This is a genomic window from Shewanella frigidimarina (genome assembly GCF_003797125.1).
GTDB classification, from domain to species: Bacteria; Pseudomonadota; Gammaproteobacteria; order Enterobacterales; family Shewanellaceae; genus Shewanella; species Shewanella frigidimarina.
In genome coordinates this window covers 837969-858670 of the sequence record NZ_RKKE01000003.1, presented here as the reverse complement: position 1 = coordinate 858670, position 20702 = coordinate 837969, and the positions used below count along the sequence as shown (strand labels likewise).

20 protein-coding genes are annotated in these 20702 nt (G+C 41.0%); 13 read left to right on the top strand and 7 right to left on the bottom strand.

Features of this window, described 5'->3' with window-relative positions; translation table 11 throughout:
- The first annotated feature begins 9 nt into the window (after positions 1 to 9).
- The 5 genes from pspB (at position 10) to EGC86_RS13140 (ending at position 3733) form a co-directional block, all read left to right on the top strand.
- Positions 10 to 249 (top strand): envelope stress response membrane protein PspB, encoded by a 240-nt coding sequence (gene pspB / locus EGC86_RS13160; RefSeq protein WP_086019761.1) that lies wholly within the window; start codon positions 10 to 12, stop codon positions 247 to 249.
- Positions 236 to 631, top strand: coding sequence for an envelope stress response membrane protein PspC (pspC, locus tag EGC86_RS13155; protein ID WP_011638026.1), 396 nt, complete (start codon positions 236 to 238; stop codon positions 629 to 631). The genes pspB and pspC overlap by 14 nt, the downstream gene beginning before the upstream one ends.
- A 53-nt stretch (positions 632 to 684) precedes the next feature.
- Positions 685 to 2127, top strand: a complete 1443-nt coding sequence (locus EGC86_RS13150) for a YcjX family GTP-binding protein (protein ID WP_123777851.1) — start codon at positions 685 to 687, stop codon at positions 2125 to 2127.
- A gap of 35 nt (positions 2128 to 2162) precedes the next feature.
- Positions 2163 to 3254, top strand: a complete 1092-nt coding sequence (locus EGC86_RS13145) for a TIGR01620 family protein (protein WP_123777850.1) — start codon at positions 2163 to 2165, stop codon at positions 3252 to 3254.
- A gap of 140 nt (positions 3255 to 3394) precedes the next feature.
- Positions 3395 to 3733 (top strand): ComEA family DNA-binding protein, encoded by a 339-nt coding sequence (locus tag EGC86_RS13140; protein WP_123777849.1) that lies wholly within the window; start codon positions 3395 to 3397, stop codon positions 3731 to 3733.
- A gap of 89 nt (positions 3734 to 3822) precedes the next feature.
- Here EGC86_RS13140 and EGC86_RS13135 read toward each other — a convergent pair whose 3' ends face one another.
- Positions 3823 to 4560, bottom strand: a complete 738-nt coding sequence (locus EGC86_RS13135; protein WP_011638022.1) for a YciK family oxidoreductase — start codon at positions 4558 to 4560, stop codon at positions 3823 to 3825.
- A gap of 259 nt (positions 4561 to 4819) precedes the next feature.
- Between EGC86_RS13135 and EGC86_RS13130 the strand changes: the two genes are divergently transcribed.
- On the top strand, positions 4820 to 7309 hold the full coding sequence (locus EGC86_RS13130; RefSeq protein ID WP_123777848.1) for a VolA/Pla-1 family phospholipase: 2490 nt from the start codon (positions 4820 to 4822) through the stop codon (positions 7307 to 7309).
- Positions 7310 to 7431: 122 nt separating this feature from the next.
- The gene (gene sohB / locus EGC86_RS13125; protein WP_011638020.1) at positions 7432 to 8442 is read left to right on the top strand and encodes a protease SohB; all 1011 of its coding nucleotides are present in this window, start codon (positions 7432 to 7434) and stop codon (positions 8440 to 8442) included.
- Between the two features lie 86 nt (positions 8443 to 8528).
- On the opposite strand, the gene EGC86_RS13120 is transcribed toward sohB, so the two are convergent.
- Both EGC86_RS13120 and EGC86_RS13115 read right to left on the bottom strand, forming a co-directional pair.
- A complete protein-coding gene (locus EGC86_RS13120) occupies positions 8529 to 9596 on the bottom strand; it encodes a DUF3083 family protein (protein WP_011638019.1) in 1068 nt (355 codons plus the stop codon).
- Positions 9597 to 9771: 175 nt separating this feature from the next.
- Positions 9772 to 10329, bottom strand: a complete 558-nt coding sequence (locus EGC86_RS13115; RefSeq protein WP_041413097.1) for an arylesterase — start codon at positions 10327 to 10329, stop codon at positions 9772 to 9774.
- Positions 10330 to 10390: 61 nt separating this feature from the next.
- On the opposite strand from EGC86_RS13115, the gene EGC86_RS13110 reads away from it, so the two are divergent.
- Together EGC86_RS13110 and EGC86_RS13105 are read left to right on the top strand one after the other, a co-directional pair.
- Complete coding sequence (locus EGC86_RS13110; RefSeq protein ID WP_123777847.1) at positions 10391 to 11140, top strand: ABC transporter ATP-binding protein; 750 nt, start codon at positions 10391 to 10393, stop codon at positions 11138 to 11140.
- Positions 11140 to 13623, top strand: coding sequence for an ABC transporter permease (locus tag EGC86_RS13105; RefSeq protein WP_123777846.1), 2484 nt, complete (start codon positions 11140 to 11142; stop codon positions 13621 to 13623). The genes EGC86_RS13110 and EGC86_RS13105 overlap by 1 nt, the downstream gene beginning before the upstream one ends.
- A gap of 66 nt (positions 13624 to 13689) precedes the next feature.
- Here EGC86_RS13105 and EGC86_RS13100 read toward each other — a convergent pair whose 3' ends face one another.
- Positions 13690 to 13944 carry a TIGR03643 family protein gene (locus EGC86_RS13100; RefSeq protein WP_123777845.1) on the bottom strand — a complete coding sequence of 85 codons (255 nt, stop codon included), beginning with the start codon at positions 13942 to 13944 and terminating at the stop codon, positions 13690 to 13692.
- Between the two features lie 438 nt (positions 13945 to 14382).
- Between EGC86_RS13100 and EGC86_RS13095 the strand changes: the two genes are divergently transcribed.
- Together EGC86_RS13095 and EGC86_RS13090 are read left to right on the top strand one after the other, a co-directional pair.
- Positions 14383 to 15246 carry a DUF4010 domain-containing protein gene (locus tag EGC86_RS13095; protein ID WP_123777844.1) on the top strand — a complete coding sequence of 288 codons (864 nt, stop codon included), beginning with the start codon at positions 14383 to 14385 and terminating at the stop codon, positions 15244 to 15246.
- 148 nt (positions 15247 to 15394) lie between these two features.
- On the top strand, positions 15395 to 16084 hold the full coding sequence (locus tag EGC86_RS13090; RefSeq protein WP_123777843.1) for a pseudouridine synthase: 690 nt from the start codon (positions 15395 to 15397) through the stop codon (positions 16082 to 16084).
- Between the two features lie 89 nt (positions 16085 to 16173).
- Here the strand turns inward: EGC86_RS13090 and EGC86_RS13085 are convergent, their stop codons facing one another.
- The gene (locus EGC86_RS13085) at positions 16174 to 16677 is read right to left on the bottom strand and encodes a lactoylglutathione lyase family protein (RefSeq protein WP_123777842.1); all 504 of its coding nucleotides are present in this window, start codon (positions 16675 to 16677) and stop codon (positions 16174 to 16176) included.
- Positions 16678 to 17003: 326 nt separating this feature from the next.
- Here EGC86_RS13085 and EGC86_RS13080 point away from each other — a divergent pair, with 326 nt between their 5' ends.
- A complete protein-coding gene (locus EGC86_RS13080; protein WP_123777841.1) occupies positions 17004 to 17903 on the top strand; it encodes a LysR family transcriptional regulator in 900 nt (299 codons plus the stop codon).
- A gap of 45 nt (positions 17904 to 17948) precedes the next feature.
- On the opposite strand, the gene EGC86_RS13075 is transcribed toward EGC86_RS13080, so the two are convergent.
- Together EGC86_RS13075 and folX are read right to left on the bottom strand one after the other, a co-directional pair.
- On the bottom strand, positions 17949 to 18848 hold the full coding sequence (locus tag EGC86_RS13075; protein WP_123777840.1) for a TIGR01777 family oxidoreductase: 900 nt from the start codon (positions 18846 to 18848) through the stop codon (positions 17949 to 17951).
- 81 nt (positions 18849 to 18929) lie between these two features.
- Positions 18930 to 19298: a dihydroneopterin triphosphate 2'-epimerase gene (gene folX, locus EGC86_RS13070; protein ID WP_011638009.1), complete on the bottom strand. Its 369-nt coding sequence runs from the start codon at positions 19296 to 19298 to the stop codon at positions 18930 to 18932.
- 158 nt (positions 19299 to 19456) lie between these two features.
- Between folX and EGC86_RS13065 the strand changes: the two genes are divergently transcribed.
- The gene (locus EGC86_RS13065) at positions 19457 to 20671 is read left to right on the top strand and encodes an AI-2E family transporter (protein ID WP_102036331.1); all 1215 of its coding nucleotides are present in this window, start codon (positions 19457 to 19459) and stop codon (positions 20669 to 20671) included.
- Positions 20672 to 20702: the final 31 nt, after the last annotated feature.

The window sequence follows — 20702 nt, the reverse complement described above, 5'->3', positions numbered from 1 at the left end:
AGGTGAGTTATGGATATGGATCTTCTTATTGCACCAATTATCATCTTTATGGTTGTTGTGGCACCTATCTGGTTGGTTCTTCATTATCGCAGTAAGCGACAAGTGAGCCAGGGGCTCACCGAGGAAGAATTTAACCAGCTTAATGGTCTCATTGCGAAAGCTGAAAAAATGAGCGGTCGCATTGAAACATTAGAAGCGATTCTAGATACTGAATCACCAGAATGGAGAGCGAAACATGGTCCCATCTAATGGTCGTACTCTATACCGCAACCCAAAAAATGGTAAAGTGGCTGGGGTGTGTTCAGGTATTGCAGATTACTTTAACTTTGAAACATGGCTAGTGCGAGTCATTGCTGTGTCGATATTCTTACTCGGTGGAACAGGGATTGTGTTTGTTGTTTATATTGCCTTATGGATGATATTAGACATCAAACCACAAAACTTAGACAACAAAGAACATCACAAAGATATTGAAATTAAAAAGAAAATTTGGCAAGCAGGTGAACCTGCAAAGCAAGCGTTGTTTGATGTTAATCGTCAATTTAACGGATTAGAACTCCGTTTAAGACGACTCGAAGAACATGTCACCTCAGACAACTTTGATCTTAAACGCCAAATCAATAGTCTTTAATCCTTCTAATGGGCGGTTATCCGCCCGTGTTTTTTGGGGAGCCATCAGCCATCATGAGATTTTTAGATCGTTCCTTGTTTAAAGTCAGCCAAACGGCTCAGTCTATTGTTAATCGCAGTACCGATCGTCATGTTAGATTAGCCGTCACTGGGTTATCCGGTGCAGGTAAAACCGCTTTTATTAGTGGCTTAGTCAATCAGTTATTGCATGCCGGCAAAGGTGCCAAGCACAATCCTTTACCATTATGGCAAGTGGCTCGCGAAGGTCGACTAATTGCTGTCAACCGCGCCATGCAACCCGATTTAGACATTGCCAGTTTTGATTATCAAGGCGCAATGAATGCATTATGTTCGTCACCTCCGTATTGGCCTGCTTCAACCAAAAACATTACCGAATTACGTTTAGCCATTAAGTATCAGCCTCAACAAGGTTTGTTAGCAAAGCTAACTGATACCGCAACCTTGTATGTGGATATTGTTGATTATCCAGGTGAGTGGTTACTTGATTTACCTATGCTTAAACAAGATTTTACTCAATGGTGTTTATCACAACAGGTTAATGTGACATGTTTACGTCATTCCCCCTTATTTAGCGCATTTACCCAAGCTGTAGAGAAGTTAGAGTTAAGCCAATTAGCTGATGAGCAGCAACTTAAGTACATTGCTGATTTGTACCAAACTTTATTGGTCGACTTGGTTAGACAACAGGGATTTTATCACGCTCAACCAGGGCGTATGTTGTTACCGGGCGAATATGAAAATACCCCGTTATTGACATTTTTCCCATTGCTTACCTTAAGCCCAATTCAGCATTCAGAGTTATCAGCAAGTCCAAGCGATTCAAATTATCATGTCCTTAAGCGCCGTTATGAACAGTACGTATCACAAGTTGTTAAGCCATTTTACCGCGACTACTTTTCTCGATTTGATCGCCAACTAGTGTTGGTTGACTGTTTAAATGCACTTAATCATGGTCAGGCACAGTTTAATGATATGGGGCGCGCATTAAACAGCATTATGGAAAGTTTTCAGTTTGGCCAGTCGAGCTTAATTAGGCGATTATTTTCACCGCGGATAGACAAAGTGCTTTTTGCTGCCAGCCAAGTAGACAGAGTGACCCGTGATCAGCAAAGCCATGTGCTTAGTTTGTTAACCGCAATGCTGCAACAAAGCCAGCATTATGCCAACTTTGAAGGCAGTGAAGTTGAAACCATGGCGATAAGTGCGATTAAGGCTACTCAACACGGGATGGTTAATATAGAGGGTGTTCAACAAGAAGTGGTAAAAGGCACTGGGCTTGATGGTAAGCAAGTCACCGTATACCCAGGAGATGTGCCCACATCATTACCCGATGCAGAGTTTTGGCAACAACAAGGGTTTAGCTTTAGTGCTTTCCTACCGCCCAATTTGAGCCATATCCATGATAATAATCCGCAATTCGAACACATTCGTCTCGACCATCTCTTGGAGTTTCTATTAGGCGATAAATTGTCTTAATGGTTTTATTTTGAGAATAAATGTGAGCATTAGTTATGAATGAACCTACACGTAATTCGCCGATAAAAAAATCGCAAATATTTACCGAGTCAGATCTTATTGTGACAGATGAGAACCCATCGGCTGAAGAAGCAATTAAGCCGACTAAATCATTTGAAGAAATTGACTTTATTTGTGAGCAATCGCTATCAGAATTGCCAGCAGCAATGGACGACAGCATTAAACCTGCAAAGGCTAAGCGTTGGTCGTTATTGGCTACACTATCGGTAATTGGTTTGGTGTTATTGGTTATCGTACAAACCGTGATGGGGTTACTTGACTCTTTTCAACAAAGTCCGTGGTTATTTGGTTTTTATGCCTCTGTGTTATCCATTGTTAGCTTATGGGCCACAGTCATTACGGTTAAAGAATGGCGTAAGTTGGTTAATCTTAAACAAGTCAGTGATCATCAAAGCACAGCTGAGCGATTATCCCAAAGCATGCAAATGGGCGAAGCCAAAACGTTTTTGGCACCAATATTAGCCAAATACCCAAATAATCAGGCTAAACAACAATATTTACAAGCCTGTAGCCATGAACATAATGATGCAGAAATCGTGTTGTTATTTGAAGATATTGTGCTATCCGAGCGCGATTTACTGGCGAAGAAACGCGTTAACCGCTTTGCTGCTGAGTCGGCATTATTATTAGCAGCAAGCCCATTAGCTGCACTGGATATGGCGATTATCTTGTGGCGAAATCAAAAAATGATTAATGAAGTCGCTGCCATTTATGCCGTGGAGCTGGGTTACTGGAGCCGCATAAAACTGATTCGTAGTATTGTGACGAATATTATTTATGCTGGCAGTACCGAGGTGATTACCGATTTAGGTACCCAATTATTATCAGTAGAAATGACCGGCAAGGTGTCTGCTCGAATTGCACAAGGGCTTGGCGGTGGTTTACTTACTGCAAGGTTAGGGTATCAAGCCATGAGCTTGTGTCGGCCGATCGCATTTAACAAACACAACAAGCCTAAATTATCCCACGTTCATCAACATTTACTCGGTGAATTAAAGCAGTTTACTTCGTCAATGATGTCTAAAAGTAAACCGAAACAAAGTCAGACTGTTGATAGTAGCGAATAAAATAGTGTTTTTTTTGTACAATTCGATTTTGTTGACTACAGTTAGCCTCCGATTCGGAAATCGTATAGCGTTCTGAATCTTTCGAGCTTGGTAATGGAGCAGGATGCATACCAGCAAACTAAGGAAGAAAGGAGATTTTCATGAAGTTATCATTGACATTAACTGCATTAATTACGTGTTTATGTTGTTTACTCAGCAGTAATTCTTTTGCTGCAGAAGCGGCAAAAGCAATGGCAGAGCCTACAAAGAAAGTCACAAAATCGATTGAGAAAAAGTCAACGGCTATGCAAAAGGTCAATATCAATAAAGCCAGCGCTGAGGAATTACAAGCACTGAAAGGTATTGGGCAAGCCAAAGCAAAAGCGATTGTTGACTATCGAACCAAAAACGGCAAATTTACCGATCTGAAACAGTTAACCATGGTGACAGGAATTGGTGAAAAGTTAGTTAGCCAGAATACCGAGAATATGAGCTTCTAACTGAGACGCTTATTAATACAAAAACGGAAGCTATTGCTTCCGTTTTTTATTTCAGCGAGCCCAAATACAGGTTAACTAATACAGGTTAACTATTGTGCATTAAGTGCTTGGCCATTGGTGTCGATAGATTCATTACCCATTAAGAATAAATAAGTCGGCATAATTTGCTCAGCTGTTTTTAGTGTTTGTGGATCTTCAGCTGGATAAGCTTTTGCTCGCATTTCTGTACGAGTCGCACCTGGGTTAATACTATTAACCCTTACAGAGGTATTATCACACTCATCAGCTAATACTTGCATCATGCCTTCGGTGGCAAATTTAGAAAATGCATAAGGACCCCAATAAGCACGACCTTTACGTCCAACACCGCTTGAAGTAAACACAATTGAAGCATGCTCGGCTTTACGCATAATAGGCAATAATGACTTGGTCATGATGGCTTGAGCCGTGACATTAACCTTTAAAATGGTTTCAAGCGAGGTTAAATCAATATGCTCAAATGGACCTAATGCCCCCAACTGAGATGCGTTATGCAATAAACCATCTAAATGACCAAACTGCTCGGCAATGGTGTCTGCCATATCAATATAATTCTGTTCGGTCGCGCCTTTCATATCTAACGGCACAATGGCTGGCTTTGGATAACCGGCATTAACAATTTCATCGTATACATTTTCGAGTTTTTTAACGGTTTTACCTAGTAAAATTACCGTTGCGCCGTGTTTGGCAAATTCGATTGATGCTGCACGACCAATACCGTCTCCAGCGCCCGTAACCAAGATTGTTTTGTTATTGAGTAAATCTTTTGCAGCTTGATATTCCAACATGATTGATTATTTCCTCTTAGCGCAATCGCCCGTCAAATCTAGTACCGGATAAAAAATAAACGACCGTTTGAAACAAATGATTAATAATTGTATGTGAATAGGTCATTTGCATGTAACAAACTTGTAGCTAACTCAATAATTTTACGTTAACTTGAGAATAGTTAAGGACTAACATAAGTCCTTATGGTCGCATGATAGGACTATTGTGACCAATTCTTGGGGAAAACAAAATTATTAAAACAAGATTTGGGGAAAAAAGATGAAAAGACTCATTTTGGGTGTTGCAATAACATCTGCTCTTGGCTTGACAGCATGTGGTGGCGACAGTTTTAACGAAGCAGTAGATAATGCTGAGCCGTTAGTACCTGTTTCACATATGCAGTTTGATCCGGCTAATAGCAAATTACCATTACCAAACGATTTACTTTTTAGTGGCACAACCGATGGCACATTAAATATACCTGGTGAGGATGGCGTAGATTATGTTAACCCTCAGCTGGCATTAGGCGCATTAGACGGCTGGTCAACGAGTTCTCCTATTTCAATCACTGTCGAACTTGCTAATGATTTACAGGGCAATGCATTAACGTTGGATGCCGCCTCGGTATTTCAACCAGGTGCAGTACGCATGTTTGAAGCGACAGTAGGCGGCGCATTATCAAGAGATGCAGAGTGTCAATCAGCACCTTCAGTTTCAGCCTGTAAAGTGGGCGAAGAGCTTCAATTTGGCGTTGACTTCGTATCAAAAGCATCAGGCAATAAAGTTGCCATCGTACCGATTAAACCATTAAAGGCTGGCCAGTCTTATATCTATGTGACTACCGATCTTATTCAAGACTCGTTAGGCCGTGGTATTGCTCCGTCGACAACCTATGGTCTGTTAAAGTTAGATTTTGAAACTCAGCAGCTTGAAACAGAACAACAAAAAATGCTGCAGTATCTGGTCAACAGTTATGAAAAAGGTGTTGCTGCAACACATGGCGTTGACCCTGAATCGATTAGTTTTTCTGGTTTATTCACCACTCAGTCAGTCGCTGATGTGTATGAAACCACTAAATTATTGATGGCTTCTAATCCTGCTTACACACCTTCATTTGTGCAAGCTCCTACGCCAACAGGATTCACTGTTGCTCAGGCTGCTGGGTTAACGCCAGCATCGGGTGCAGCCTATGTAGTCGCCGATATGGCTGATCTTTATACTGCCAAAATTAAACTGCCAATCTACGGTGATTGTTCATCAGCTGGCTGTGTGATCCCAATCGTCGATGGTGCTCCAACAGCACCTAATGGCCGTTGGTTTGCTCAAGGCGACAGCCCTGTGTCGGTATTGCTAGCTTTACAGGCTGGTACATTAAGCCAAGCTAACTTTTTTGCACAAGCATCTGATAACGGTGTAGATCCTCAAGCAGCGTTGGGTAATCCTGCATTGCTTGCAGGTAAACAGTGGAAACTTGACGATGGTACTGCTGCAGATAAAACAAAACATTTAACTAAGTTTAACCCTATCCCGGCTATCAAAGGTTATGAAACTGTTTCAGTTCAAATTACCTTACCGAATGCGGCTAAGCTTGCAGCATTTACCGCTGCGCAAGGTGGAACTTTTGTCCCTCCAACAAGTGGTTGGCCAACAACAATTGCAATGCATGGTTTAGGTGGTGGTAAAGAAATGGCACTAGCTTATGCTGGTACATACGCAGCAGCTGGTGTTGCTACTATTGCGATTGATATGCCATTGCACGGTGCTCGTTCATTTGACTTAGACAAAGACGGCACTTATGAGATCTCTGCTACAGCCCCTGCATTTGGTCCTGTAGTAGGTACACCTGATGCGTTCACGAATGGTAATCCATTAGTGTTTGTTAACATTGCCAGCACATTAACTGTGCGTGACAATTTCCGTCAAGCAACTTTAGACCATTTAGGTTTAAGATTATTATTGACTGGAATGGCGCAACAACTCGCTGCAGCAAATCAACCTCAAGTATTTGATGTGTCTAAAATCAGTGCTCAAGGTTTGAGTTTAGGTGGCATTGTGGGCACTACGTTCTCTACTTATGCCAGTACTGGATTAGTTAATCCTATGACGGGTGATGCTTTGCCTAACGCTTATGCAATTAATGCAGCATCGTTAGTCGCACCTGCTGGTGGTTTAGCTGGAGCATTTGCGGGTTCTGCTGCATTTGGTCCACAGTTATTTGCTAATGTCACAGCCTCTAGTACGTTTGCCGCTCTCGTTACTGCTGCAAATACTGCAGGTTATGAGGAAGGTAGCGCCGAGTATGCTGCTTTAGTTCAAGCTGTGTATGCTGAATTTATACCGACATTTGCTTTTGCAGTGCAAACAGCAGTCGATTCTGCTGACCCAATTAACCATGGCGAAAAATTAGCTGCTACTGGTTTACCGGTGCATTTAATTGAAATAGTTGGCGATGGTGCAGGTAACTTAGGTGACCAAACATTACCTAACAGCGTTGAAGGTTTCCCATTATCGGGTACTGAACCGTTAATTGCCTCGCTAGCGCTAGGATGTGTAGATACAACTACACCGGGTTCTGGTGCTGTACGCTTCTCTAAAGGTCATCATAGTTCGATTGTTAGCCCTGGTGAAGTAGATGGCGTTACCGACGGTATGGCTGCTGCCGCGACTGTTGAAATACAGTCTCAAGTTGCAGGTTTTGCAAAATCAACGGGATTAGGACAAGCAACGATTGTTGTGACTAATAGCGATGTGATCCAAAGCTGTAACTAATGCTTACTAATTAGTGCGCAATATCTTAAAAAACCCAGCAATTAGCTGGGTTTTTTATTGTCTACTTATTGGTTATTACTGTTAAAATACCGCGAGATTGTCATCCCTGTATGGAGCGAGTTTTGGAATTTTTATATGAATACGGCCTATTTTTAGCAAAAGCGGTAACCATTGTTGTCGCTATTCTAGCGGTAGTAATATTTGTGCTGGCGGCTAGCATGAAAAATAAATCTGATAAAGGTGAGCTAAGACTGACTGATATTTCAGATGAACTTATGCAGTTAAAGCATCAGTTGAAAGAAGAGTTACTGCCTAAAAAGCAATTTAAAGCCTATGAAAAGCAAGTAAAAGCAGCCGAAAAAGCTGCTGAGAAACAAAACTTAACCAAAGGCAAAGTATTCGTTATCGATTTTAAAGGCAGTATAGATGCCAATGAAGTCTCGTCATTACGCCAAGAAGTGACCGCAATTATAACCATCGCAGATAAAGACGACCAAGTGTTGGTCAATGTTGAAAGTGGTGGCGGCATGGTTCATGGATATGGCCTCGCTTCAAGCCAGTTAGACCGTTTGCGTCAAGCCAATATCCCGTTATCTATTTGCGTAGATAAAGTGGCTGCAAGTGGTGGTTATATGATGGCGTGTGTGGCTAATAAGGTTTACGCCGCACCGTTTGCGATAGTGGGCTCAATTGGGGTGATTGCGCAAATCCCCAACTTTAATCGTCTGCTAAAAAATCATGATATTGATTATGAGCAGCACACTGCTGGTGACTTTAAACGTACCTTAACCGTTTTTGGTGAAAACACTGATGAAGGCAGAGCTAAGTTTCAACAGGAATTAGAAGAAACTCACGTGCTTTTTAAAGAGTTTGTCGGCCGTTATCGTCCTAATATGGACATTGCTAAAGTCGCCACTGGTGAACATTGGTATGGCCAACAAGCAATTGATTTAGGGCTTATTGATGCGGTTTCTACCAGCGATGATGTAATTTTAGACTTGGTTAACACCCATCAAGTGATTAAAATTCAATATCAAATGAAGAAAAAGCTAGCGGATAAAATTGCTCATGGCGTTTCACTATCAGTGACCACTATGATGAATCGTTTTGCGGAGCGTAATCAATCGGTGTAGTACAGTAACAGCAGTACACCGCAATTGATTAAAGAAAAAACGACAGCCAAGGCTGTCGTTTTTTATATTGCAAAGCTTATGAGTGGCTAAGCTTTGTAACTGATGTGTTGATGGAAACGTAAAATGACATCGGCGTGTTCTTTATCAATGTCGAACTCATTGGTAAATACACGTATAGCTTCTTCAACTTGATTCATAAAGCGACCATAACCTTCATCAGTTTCATCACTTTTACCTGCGACAATCACAAATCGGAAAACGTCTACAAGCTTGTTCGCATCCCAGTGACAAATTGGCTCAGGTGATTCGGCATGAGGATCAAACCCGACCATCTGAAACTCATTTGTACTGGTTAATTGCTCATACTTACTGTTACGTACTAGCGGTATTTTACCATTAGCAACTACTGCAACACGATTAAGCTGTTTGCTTTTTGTCGCTTCGATAAATTTGTCACATACCTTTTGATAAACACTGGTAAAGTCGGTGGTATCATTTGCAAGTAACTGCTTCTTGATACGACGATCAACTGGAATGTTAATGGTGACATAATTGAGCGTGCTGACATTTTCTGGAAGCTCGCAATGACGTCGGTGATAGCGACTATCAACAGCACGTAATTTATAACCGTAGGTTTCTTTTAGTCCTTTGGCTTTGGCAAAGAAGTCATAAGAAATATGCTGGTGGTCACGGACTTTAATTGGCACATTTTTAACAGGTAATAATGGTTTTAATTCAGCTATAAATTTTTTCACATGAGAGTGAAATTCCGCCGAATTACTGCGAAGGTCATTGCCTGTGGCTAAAAATACAATTCTAAGTTTTCTAGCTCTAAAGCCTGCAACGCTGTGTAAACGGTTAGCTTCATGGTGTGCAGGGTTATAGAAAAAACGTAATTGCTCGTCTGTGGTTAAGCAATAAGCCTCACTGTGATAGCGGACCATAGGTAATTTATCAGTGGTGACAACGTGAACGTTGTACAATTCTTGTTTTTCGGCTAGTTGATAGACAAGTTTACTAAACTCATCATAACAAGTTTCTAAATCACTGTATGCATTAAGATATTCATCAGTTAACGGAAAACCAATGGTAATGTATTGATTTTTACGTGTTGCTGTTGGCAGGTATACTTTTTTTTGACGACTGACGGACATATTATTTCCTTATTGCCTTTGTTGTTGTCTAAAGTTTATCGTTATATGTTTATGCTTATTTAATGCGCTTGCTGAGTGTCCATTTTAAACATTGATGCTTAAATTAAAATGACTTTCGATCACTTTATTAAAATGTTTTTAACATGCTGAACAAAACTTGTTCAATTTTAAGTGTTTACTCGGATAAAGCTTGTGTGATCCAAGGTAACATTAACAGCGTAATAGTGTCTTGAGCTTGTTCATTTGGATGAATTCCATCGCGCTGCATAAGTGCTTTGTCGGTGGCAATATCTTGCATGAAAAAAGGGATCAACTTAATTGTATATTGTTCGGCCAGTTGATGGTAAATCTGAGTAAAAGATTTGGCATACCTAGGGCCGTAATTCGGTGGTACCATAATCTCAGTTAATAACACTTTGGCGCCTTGTTGCTGCGATAGGGTAATGATTTTTGTAAGATTTGATTTCAGTTTATTAGGCGGAAAACCTCGCAGTCCGTCGTTACCACCTAGTTCAATGACAATCAGATCAGGTTTGCTTGAGGCCAGTAAACTCGGGAGTCTACGCAATCCTCCCGCCGTTGTTTCACCACTAACAGAACCATTAATTACCTGATGTTGAGGCAACTGGTTACGTAACAATTGTACCCATCCCTGATCTTCTGGCATGCCATAACCTGCACTTAAGCTATCACCTAATATCAAAATCGTGGCAGCATAGGTTGGTACACTCATAACTATCAGTATAAACACGCTGGTAAGCACGCGTTTAAGTGACGAATATAAGAAGGATTGTATGTCTAATAATATCGATCGAAATACCAGTGCCATTACTGTAACTAACCTCAATAAAACTGTCGTGACCCAAGAGGGAGAGTTGACTATCCTCAACGGCATTAATATAGAAGTCAAGCAAGGAGACAGTATCGCCATTTTGGGGCCATCAGGTTCAGGTAAGTCGACACTATTGGGGTTACTTGCAGCATTAGATACTCCTACCTCTGGTGAGATAGTGTTAGATGGCGTGGCATTATCTGGATTAAATGAAGAGCAAAAAGCAGCGCTTCGTAAGCAAAAAGTCAGTTTTATTTTTCAGTCATTTATGTTGGTTGATACCTTAACCGCGCTTGAAAACGTTATGCTACCCGCAGAGCTTGCTGGGGTGAAAGATGCCAAGCAGAAAGCCCAAACCATGCTTAATCGCGTTGGTTTATCTCATCGATTAAATCATTTACCTAAACAATTATCGGGTGGTGAACAGCAACGAGTGGCGATTGCCAGAGCTTTTATTTGTGAACCCAAAGTGCTGTTTGCAGATGAACCAACAGGCAACTTAGACATTGTAAATGGCGATAAAATTGCTGATATGTTGTTTGCGTTAAACCAAGAAAGTGACACCACGTTGGTGCTAGTGACGCATGATTTGCATTTAGCAAAACGTTGCGCACGCCAATTAGTGATGGAAAATGGTCATTTATCTGAACCATACGCAGATAATCTGAAGGCTGCCCATGTGAGCGCGGAACATGTTGAGGAGGTTAATTAATGGAGTGGCAAATTGCGTGGAGATTGTTTAAACGTGAACTCGCTCAAGGGCAATTAATTCTTATCGTGTTGGCTATTACGTTAGCGGTGTTGTCCGTGACCGGGCTAGCGCGGGTTAGTGAGCGTTTACAAGTGGCCATTAATGGCGAAGCCTCTAACTTTATTGCCGCTGACCGTATTATTGACTCTCCGGTTGAACTTGATTCACAAGTCCTTACTGTTGCCGATGAGTTAGGCCTTGCCCACGTCACTAACATGCAATTTAACTCGATGGTGTATTCGGGCGATAAATTTCAATTAGTGACCGTTAAAGCAGTAGGTGAGGGCTATCCGTTAAAAGGCGATATAGAGCTGAGTAACGGTGTCACTCGAGCATTACCAAGCAAGGGACAAGCATGGTTTGAAAATCGCTTAGGTGGTTTGCTTGGCTACCCTAAAAGCATTGAATTGGGTAATAGTGAGTTATCGCTAACCGAAGAGATTAGTCGTTTACCGGATGCGGGGTTTAATCCGTTTGCGTCTTCACCAGTATTACTCATCCGTTTAGATGATGTGGCTGCGACGGGTATTATTCAACCCGGTAGTCGGGTGACGTATTTATACCAATTTACTGGTAATGCAGAGCAATTAACAGCATTTGAACTGCAAGCTAAACCTTTGCTCAATAACAGTCAACGTTGGGTAGATGTGCAATCGGGAGATTCCCCGATAGCTTCAGCTGTGCAGCGTGCGGAGCGTTTTTTACTGCTAGCCAGTTTACTTGGGATTGCGTTGGCGTGCGCTGCCATTGGTATTGCAGCGCAGCGTTACTGCCAACGCCATTATGATGTTGTGGCCATGCTGAAAACCTTTGGCGCTTCAGGCAAGCAAATTCGGGTGTTATTCGGACTGCATTTGTCGTTAGTGACCTTGTTGGGTATTGCACTGGGGTTACTGGGCGGGTTATTGCTCGACATTGGCATTACGGCATTTTTACCACCAGAAATAGCAGCTTATTCTCCACCGTATTTACGCCCTGTTTTATTAGGTGTAAGCACGGGACTGATCAGTGCATTTATGTTTTCTGCTTATCCGTTAATGCGGCTGTTAGCCATTCCGCCATTAAGAGTATTGCAGCGCCAATTAGAAGGCTTGCAGCTGGGCATGTGGCTCCATTTACTATTAAGCTTGGCCGCAATGGCCTTGTTGGGGTATTTGTATTCAAGAAGTTTAGCATTGACGATGACAGTGGTACTTGCAGTATTGTTGTTAGGTTTTTTACTCAGTGTGCTGGGCTTTGTGATGATCCGTTTTGGTCATGGCATTGGCATGAAAACCACCAATCCTTTTCAATTAGCACTAGCCGGTCTGCGTCGTAGAGCTCGTCAAAATGCTGTGCAATTGGTTGGATTTAGCAGTGCATTGGTATTATTGCTAACCATCTTGGCTTTGCGTCAAGATTTACTCAATGAATGGCAAAAGCAGTTACCAGAAAATGCACCTAACTACTTTCTAGTTAATATTGCCCCTGAGGATGCTAAGCCGTTAAACGACTTTTTAAGCCTAAATCATATTAACGCGACTGATATTTATCCTGTGGTGCGCGGTCGACTCACTCATATAAATGACGAAGAATTGATTTCAGGTAAACAAGCTGAAAACGGTGCTGAAGGGCGAGTGGGGATTTCTCGCGAACTAAACTTGACCTATCGAGATACTTTACCGCCAAATAATAAGTTGCTTGAGGGCAAGTTTAATCAAGCTGCTGATGATGTTTCGGTTGAGTCCGGTGTCGCTGATAGGCTAGGAATTATACTTGGCGACAAGCTCACTTATAGCATCGATAATCAATCATTTTCGGTGAAGGTTGCCAGTATTAGACAGGTTCAGTGGGAAACCCTACAACCTAACTTTTACATGATATTCACCCCTGAAGCGTTGGCGCCATTTGCCTATACTTCGATGGCCAGTTTTCACCTTAATGATGCGCAATTAGCGGCGGATGGTAGCTTACTGAGCGCCAATCAAGTGGTATTACAACTAATCCAACAATTTCCAACAATATCGATTATTGATGTTGGGGCGATGGTTGAGCAGTTGCGACAAATTATCGATCAAGTGTCGTTGTCATTGTCATTGGTGTTGGCATTAGTGTTGTTGGCCAGTGCTTTGGTGTTGATTGCGCAAACGGAAGCTGGCATGGCGACTCGACAACGAGAACTCGCGGTGTTGCGAACTTTTGGCGCATCGGGTTGGTTACTTCGTGTTTCTACTGGAATTGAGTTTGCTTTGCTTGGTGCAATTGCCGGTTTATTAGCGGTGATTGTGGCAGAATTTGCTTTATACATGTTAAAAACTCAAGTGTTTGAGCTGGTTGTATATATGCATTGGCCGTGGTGGGCTATTACTCCAGTCGCAGGGGCGGTAATTGTGGCTATTTTAGGTGTTTGGCGTTGTCGACAGTTATTGAATATGTCTTGCAGTGAGATGCTAAAAGCGGGTTAAAACACCGGCTAAAAGTATAAAAGGGAGATGCTTAGTCATCTCCCTTTTTTACATTAGTTCATATGGCTACTTTGATCGCATTTTATATTGGGTTGGACAATACGCTCTATCAGTACCTTCAGGTCGTAATTTAAGGTGTTTAGTTTTACGGCCACTGACTCGTGCACGCCATAATTTAAAACTACTGTGTTTAAGTGAATTGCGCATGAGTTTAATCACATTAGATTCATTTAAACCGTAAAGATGTTCAATAGCTTCAAATGGCGTTCGGTCTTCCCATGCCATTTCAATTATCCTTGAAGTCTCGTGCGGTGATAGCATGGCGTTTGATAATGTTTATTGGGTTTGCACCTTAGTACGTGAGTTATCAGCATTTAGATTAATCAATTTAGAATATGTGTTTAACGTATTGGATGTTGAATGATTATCTGAACAGCATATTAGCGGACAGCTAGATTCTGACATTACTAGGTTGTTGCTCATTATCGATGATGAGTGCGGTAGGTTAATATTATTTCACCCGCCAAACAGTGTTATAAAATATACCAAGTCACATTAACTTCGGATTACTCAGCAGGGCAAGCACTTGTTTTATCTCTTAATCGTTTTTAAGTTGGTTTACTGTATAGTTAAGTTATATTGAATAGTGCTCCGAATCGATCTCGTGGAGTGTAGGGCTAATTTTGTGACAAAGTGTAAGTGCTGAAGATTCATAATTTAGTCCATCACGATACATAGTTGTAGAGGCAAATATTGTCGATGGAACATAAGACACCACTCTCATATCATTTTAAAGACAAACATATATGGTTTGACATGACCATGTTGGCGGCTTTGTTCGTGGTGGCAGCCTACGTCCCTCTATTAAAAATTGTTCCTTTGGTTGCCTGTCTAGAGTTATTCAGCTTTTTTAGTTTTCACTTGCTAGCAAAGCGCAGTCGCTTCCAGTTACAGGGTTTTCTGGGGGGATTTATTTCCAGCACGGCTGTTTTTTTACAAATATTGAATGATAAAAAATTTGCATCAACAAGTGAGCGTGACTTGCTACTGACATTGTTGTTTGCTTTATGTTCTATGTTACTGGAATGCCTATTTATTATCTTTTTTTTGGCAGACCAATTAGCCTTTATTTTTTATATTCCCTTTGTCATGCAATTATTGTTTTTTATTACGGCGATAATATATGCGCAGTTTCACTCCAATTTACTTTTTTTAAGTAACCAATCAGGGCAACCAACAGTTGATATTGAGTTATTAATTGATCATCCGATAAATTGGAAAAATGTTGCTAAGCTATCTATTTTTATTCTCGGACTTGTATATGCCATGCATTTTATCGGCAGTGAACTCGGTCTCTCGCGAGGGATCAGTACTTTACTGGTATCATTTTTTGAAGCTCATGCCATTCTTGTATCGGTGATGACCGAATGGTCTATGAATCCACAGGATATTGATTTAATCAATTTATTGTTGTTAATTTTACTCGGTAACACCATCAGTAAATCGTACTTGGTATTTAAAGGAAGCAATTTTTCTCACAAATGGTTTTTTATTGCGATGATGTTTGTGGGGTTTGCGTTAAGTGTCGGTGCTACGTTTTTTTGCTCTTTTTTACTTGAGTAATGTGTTTGCGATTCTCCCTAATAAAACAAACCGCACTTTACGTCTGTGGCATAATACCCTCCACCATTGACTGCATATTTGACGAGACAAAGCATAATATCCGCTTAAGTAGCCAATAATAAATGATTATCCCAAGTTAAGGTTATTTATGCGTCTTGATCGATTTATTTGTAAAAGTACTGAGCTAGTAAAGTATGACGCGATCCAGCTAATTCATAATGGTGAGGTGTTCGTTAATGGTGTGGTTGTCAGGAATGAAGCTGTTCAAGTTCATGAAAATAATGACATTAGCTTAAACGGTCAAAAGCTTGCAGCTCGAGCGTTTCGTTATATGTTAATCAATAAACCTGCAAAGACTCTTTGTTCTAATGTCGATGGTGTCTATCCGTCGCTATTCTCATTAATTGACGTCGAACGACCATCTGAGTTGCATATTGCCGGACGGTTAGATGCCGATACAACTGGGTTAGTGCTTATTACCGATGATGGCCGTTGGACATTTGCTATCACGTCCCCGTATGGACAATGCCATAAAGTTTACCGGGTTAAATTAGCTAAGCCGATAGCAGCAGATGCCGGAGAGTCTTTTTTACAAGGCATTGCTTTGCAAGGGGAGCAAGAGCTGACATTACCGGCACAGTTGCAAATTATCACACCCCAAGAAGTATTACTGACCTTAACTGAAGGTAAGTTTCATCAAGTAAAAAGAATGTTTGCTGCGGTGGGCAATAAAGTGGTGTCACTGCATCGTGAAAGTATTGGTGCTGTGAGTGTCGATGTAGCCGAAGGGGAGTGGCGTTATTTAAGTGTAGATGAAGTTCAGTCTTTTTATACATAAAAGAGCGCCGCAGAACTACAGTGTTAGTATCGTTCTGAGGCGCAACCTAGCAGGATTAAGAGCTACTTATGTTGGCTAATTAACACAGGTTAATTATAAGCACCGCTAGCATAATGTAGCTCGTAACTGTGGCTATAGATTTCTAGAATATTACCAAATGGGTCTTCCATGTAGATCATGCGATATGGCTTTTCACCTGGGTAGTAATAACGTGGTGCTTTCATGCGTTTTTTACCGCCAGCAGCAACAATTTTTTCAGCGAGTTCTTCAACATTTGGGTCTTGCACGCAAAAATGGAAGATGCCGGTTTTCCAGTATTCAAAATTATCCTTTGGATTTTCCTGATTGGTAAATTGGAATAATTCGACACCGATTCGGTCACCAGTTGAAAGGTGAGCGATACGGAATGATCCCCAACCTGCACCAAATACGTCAGTACACATTTCGCCGATAGGCGTGTCTTCTTCAACAATTTCTGTTGGCTGCATAATGAGATACCAACCCAATACTTCAGTATAGAATTTAACAGCGGCATCTAAGCCTGGTACCGAAATACCAATATGGGAAAAACTGCGTGGATATGTATTACTCATTTTAACCTCTTTACACTGAATTAATGTGTTGCCATGTTACTCGTCATTCCGAGTTGATAACGTCAGTATAGGAAGTTCAGATATGAATGTTAAATTATCAAAAATACTCATAATGATAATTTTTAGTTATTAATCGTGTCGCTATAGTATTAAGAATTGCTATGATAGCGTTGTGGTTTTTATCGTTTCGGTTAATAGCCTTAAATTAATAGCTTTAAATTAATAGCTTTAAATTAATAGCATTCAGGTGAATAACATTCAGATTAAAGCCATCCGTGAGAGTGTCATGGGTGAGATTAATATTTGGGGCAGAGTAGAGGCATGACATGTTAAATCAACAATGGTTAACAACATTTATTAAACTCGTCGAAGTTGGGCATTTTACTCATACTGCAGAGCAACTTTTTATGACGCAACCTGGCGTGAGTCAGCACATTAAAAAGCTCGAGCAGCAAGTGGGTGTTGATTTACTCATTAGAATTGGAAAAAGCTTTGAGCTAACTGAAGCTGGAATTGTGTTGTATCAACAAGCATTAGTTTGGCAGCAGCAACAACAGCAAGTTTTGTCGCAATTAGCGGTTGATGATGAGCATGTTGGCGAGTGCCGTTTAGCGTGTTCGGGATCGATGGCGTTGCTTTTATATCCTCACCTTATTGACTATCAGTTGCCATATAGTCAATTACAAATCTATCTGGAAGCGGCGCCTAATAAACGCATTATTGACAGTGTTATGACCAATACCATTGATGTGGGTATAATTACGCAGCCGATTAATATGGATGAGCTGGTGGTGACTCCATTAGCTGCGCAGTCTCTGTGTCTGGTGCTACCTCAGTCGTACTCACATCAATCGGTTACATTTGAACAGCTCATGGAGCTTGGAATGGTGAGCCACCCTGATGCGATGCATTATTGGTCGCAAATAGTCGGCCAGTATTTTACTGAAAAACAAGCGTTGGCATTGCAGGTGCCCATTCGCAGTTACGTTAATCAGTTGAACCAAATTCTTGTGCCAGTGGCTAAAGGGCTCGCATTTGCTGTACTACCACAATTTGCAGTTGACCACTTTGGCCAACAACAGCATATCCGCATAGCATCTTTTACCACCGAGCAAACCAACAATGTGGTGGTCAGTGAGCCATTGTTCATCATTTACAAAAAACACCGACCACTTGCACGTCGTTATGGACCGATAATCGACAAAATTAGACAGCTGGTGAAGTGATACTCTTTAGCTCGGTGAATTAGTTCGGTGAATGAGTTCTTTAAGTTAGCTCTTTAAATTAATAATGTGTTGTAGTGCGTTGTTGATATCAGTGTATTGAAACTCAAAACCTGCTGCTAAAGTTCGTTTAGGTAACACAAATTGACCGGTAGTAAGCAACTCTGACATTTCACCCATTGCTAGTCTTAGGGCCAATGGTGGTGTGGTTATTTTGGCCGGACGGTTTAACGCATTGCCTAATGCTTTAGCAAATTTGGCATTGCTAACAGGCTGAGGTGCGGTAGCATTAAAAATACCTTGTAAGTCTGTGTTGCTGAGTAAGTAGGCCATCAATGAAATTAAATCGTCAACATGGATCCAACTCATACCTTGCTCGCCACTGCCTATTGGGCCGCCTAAACCAAGTTTGAATGGAGGTAACATTTTTGCTAATGCGCCGCCATTCTTCCCAAGCACAATACCTATGCGAGTAATACACACTCGGGTCTGTTGTGACTGGGCTTGAAGTGCGAGATCTTCCCATTTTTGGCATATATCATGGCTAAATTCTGCATGAAAACCACTCGTTTCATCAACTGGATTTTGGTCTTGTCGGCCATAGTAACCTACTGCTGAGGCACTAATAAACGTATGCGGTGGCGTGGTACTTTTACTAATAAGCTGAGTTAACGCTGCCGTGATGTCCCAACGGCTGTCGCATATCAGTTTTTTCTGCTTGTTACTCCAACGTTTATTGACTATCGGTTCGCCGGCAAGGTTGATCACTGCATCAATATCGTTAAGGTCTGATTTATCAGTAAGGGTTTGCCAATATTGATGATGGCTACCAAGATTATTTTTAGCGTTATTAATATTTCGCGTCAATATGATCAGTTGATGCTCACTAAGCGATTTAACTAAGCGTCTGCCAACAAACCCTGTTGCACCTGTGATTAATATTTTCATCTAAGCTCCCCTTTACTCATTAGAACAATATACGATGGTAACCTTAAAAAATGATCACAAATACTGCACGTAACATGTCTGTTATTGCGGTTTTTGATAGCATAATTCCATCGACACTGAGTCTGCAAAGCGCAGTGCATGGGGTTTATCAATTTCAACACTGGCAAATTCAACCCAATCATGTTCGCTAGCAATGGCAAGAGTTTGGTTTGTTAGGTTTTCCAGTAAAGAAAAACGATTATTTTCAATCAAGGCAATGATTTTTTTAGTAATGGTGCGATAATTCAACGCATCAGCGACATTGTTGCTGTTTCGCGCTTTGTCGGCACAATAATGGATAACCACATTGATGATGACATCTTGTTGGTTATTGATTTCATCTTCTTTAATGCCGATATAGGTGCGTAAACGTAAGTTTTTAATGCGTATAATAGCGGTTTCTGGTTTCATATTGAGTGAGTGGATCCCTAAAAGTAGTTGTAAGCCAATATTGTCATCAATTGATATATGAATCGACAATTAATTTTAACTTAGTTTGCAATATGTTACTGAGTTTAGCTTAGCATATAGAATCATTTTAATAAGCAATAATAAGGATTTTTAGTTCTATGAATGGATTACAACAATCGCCCATGGCTGTACGAAGTTTTGTGGTGATGGCTTGCGTAGTGATTATTTTGGCTGGAATTAAAACGGCCAGCCCAATAGTGGTGCCGTTTGTATTATCTGCATTTTTAGCGGTTATTTGTAATCCTGCTATTGTGTTGATGACGCGCTACCGTATTCCTAAATGGTTATCGATCATCTTAATGATGGGATTTATTGTGTTAATGGGCTTGTGGCTGGCCAGTTTAGTGGGCAGTTCGGTAACTGAGTTTTCCAAAGAAATGCCCAAGTATCGGGAGCAATTGATTGAACAATTTGCGTGGATCCTTGAAAAACTGCAAGATTTTAATATCCAGATTTCTCAACAAAAAGTACTCGATTATTTTGACCCCGGCATGGCGCTATCCATGACCACCAATATGTTGTCTGGTGTTGGCAATGTGATGGCTAATTTATTCCTGATTATTTTGACTATCGTATTTATGTTATTTGAAGCGCAATCAATGCCTAGAAAGTTTCATTTAGCCCTTGATGCTCCAGATAAGCGTTTAAAGCAAATAGACAAGTTTTTGCAGTCGGTTAATCAATATATGGTGATTAAAACCCTGGTCAGTTTAGCGACAGCAGTGGTTGTTGGTATCGGTTTGACAATCATTGGCGTTGACTATGCTTTGTTATGGGCTGTCATCGCTTTTCTGTTTAATTATATTCCTAATATTGGTTCTATTATTGCCGCAATTCCGGCTGTGTTATTAGCTTTTATCCAAATGGGCCCAGGGGCTGCAGGTATTACCGGTTTATTGTATGTGGGTACCAATATGGTGATGGGTAATATGGTTGAACCCCGTTTTATGGGGCGTGGCTTAGGCTTGTCTACCTTAGTGGTTTTTTTATCATTGATTTTTTGGGGTTGGCTGCTTGGCTCTGTCGGCATGTTGCTGTCGGTACCCTTAACCATGATTGTTAAAATTGGTCTTGAATCGAGTGACTCGGGCAATTGGCTGGCAATTTTGTTGTCGGATGATAGTGATGACTCATTTAATGAATCCGCCAATAGTGTTAAAGCAGAAGCCGAAATTGCAGCTGAGGATGAACACACAAACGACGATGAAGAACAGGTTAATAATGACGTTGATAGTGGAGTCAGTAGTGACGCTGATAATGACCATCGCGTGGACAGCGACGCTAAAGCTAAGTCATCAACCACCAATGCATAACCCTATTGATTGTATTTAGTTTATTGAGTTA